This is a genomic window from uncultured Rummeliibacillus sp. (genome assembly GCF_934216135.1).
GTDB lineage: Bacteria > Bacillota > Bacilli > Bacillales_A > Planococcaceae > Rummeliibacillus.
The window spans coordinates 1-2,065 of record NZ_CAKQBI010000087.1 but is presented as its reverse complement, the minus strand read 5'-3'; the positions used below and the strand labels follow the sequence as shown (position 1 = coordinate 2,065).

1 protein-coding gene is annotated in these 2,065 nt (G+C 37.3%); it reads right to left on the bottom strand.

Annotated elements, in window-relative coordinates; all coding sequences use genetic code 11:
• A partial coding sequence (locus Q0977_RS18210) for a MucBP domain-containing protein (protein ID WP_299516612.1) occupies positions 1 to 1,477 on the bottom strand: 1,477 nt, incomplete at its 3' end.
• Between the last annotated feature and the right edge of the window lie 588 nt (positions 1,478 to 2,065).

Genomic DNA, 2,065 nt, shown 5'->3' with positions numbered 1-2,065 from the left:
TAGCATTATAAAAATCGCCCACATTTCCACTGATAACTTGAGAAGGATGAACTTCTTTGCCTTCTGTATCTACATACTCAACCGTTATATCCGCTGCTGGTATCGGATTCTTTGTATACACATAGGTGACGGTTTGTGCTGTTTCGCTAAACACACCTTTAAGATTTTCTGGTGACTGGCTTTCATCCAATGTATAGCCATCGATCGATAGTTTATATTGATCTGTACTAGCATCGAAAGTGTTGCCCACATTCCCGCTAATCGTTTGAGAGGAGTGTATTTCTTTGCCTTCCGTATCCACATATTCAACAGTTACATCCGCTGCTGGTATCGGATTTTTTTTGTAGATGTAGGTGATTGTTTGTGCTGTTTCGCTAAATATACCTTTACTATTTTCTGGCAGTTGGCTTTCGTCTAGAGTGTAACCGTCAATTGATAGCTTATACTCATCCGTACTAGCATCATATGAAGCACCAATGGTACCAGACAAACTCTTCGTTTCATGGATTTCTTGCCCTTGAGTATCAAGATATCTGACATTTACCTCTCCCACCTGCTCCGGGTCAACAATGACATTGACTACATGTGTTGTATATACATTATATGAGGATTGTCTAGTCATAAAAATTGCTACGTAAGTCCCCGGTTTGCTTGGATAAACATTTGTATAGTAAGGAATGATCTGTGAATCAGAAATACTTTTTTCTATGTTGCCGCTAAAATTTAACTTAAACGCCTCGATCCCTAATGCCTGTGTTGAGAAATCGAAGGTACTGTTTACAGGAATATGAATCGTATCGGGGCTATCTCCAAAAGCATACTCGCCTACAATTTGACGCTCATAAAGTGCCAATGTTTTGGTTTCTCCTGCTTGCAAAGTGATAGAATTTCCAATCGATGTAAATGCGTAGTTCAATCTTTGATTCGTTGTACCCACTTGCTTAATAAAGTAGCCTCCTGAAGGAACCTGAATCGTTACCTTTCCTGAACTGTCCGTGACTAACAACGTCACTTCACCAGATGTCGAGGAGGTCAATGTGAAATAAGCGCCTTGGATTGGCTGGTTTGAATTACTATCTAAAACTTGAACCGTCAGTTGCGCATTGGCAGCTCTTGCAGACAACGCATTAACAGAAGATGGTACATTATCTAGATGGCTTGCAGCATATTCATCCTTATTTCTTGATCCAGTAATGGCTTCTTCACTGTCACTACTTGCTTGTGTTTGCTCATTCTTAGCATCCACGCGCGCTGAGGTCGTTTTTGTTAGCGTAGGATTTTCTACTTGAAAGGTAGCTTGTCCAGCATCCGCAGAAGCATTCGTATCATCAGATTGTACAGTTTTCACTTCTTCCTGATCCACCTGCGGAGATTCTGAAAACACTTGGCTTTCCGCCACTACCTGAAATGCTGGCGTTACCACCGCAGCACTTAATAAGATTACTAAAGATAGAATATATTTAAACTTCTTTTTCACAAACTTTCACCTTAACCTTCTTTTTCAAAATTAAAACCTTTTTATCCAAACTTTTTTTACGCCTAAAAATCATTATAATTTATTAATTTTTAATTTACAAACAATTTTTTATTTAGCGTATCATCCACTCCTCTCAAAAATTTTTTATGCGGACACATGAAATACCATTGATCGTATGTATACTTAATTCACTTGTCATCGCATTGCATCACCTCTTCAGAATTTTATAATTCAAGCACCCTTACCTTCAAGCAAATCCAGTGCAAATCAGCGCAAATCTTCTTTGCATCCTTGTTTTATCAACGATTTCATTTTCAAAAAAGGAAACTATTTTTTACTTGATCGTGGCTTTCTTTTTTTGAATGATTCGAGTAAGACTGTCTTCTACTCTGAATATGTGCTATCTTTGAACATTTATCAGTTCATATATGACAATTGTTACTTATTACAGGTGAAGGATTCACTGAAAAAAATCGAGTAATTCCAGAAATTTTTTTAGGAATATCTGAAGGAAGCTCATTTTAATTTAATCTTATAGGAACAAAGAAAATGACTTGTGCATTTTTTCGTTAAATCGAGCTTTACAAT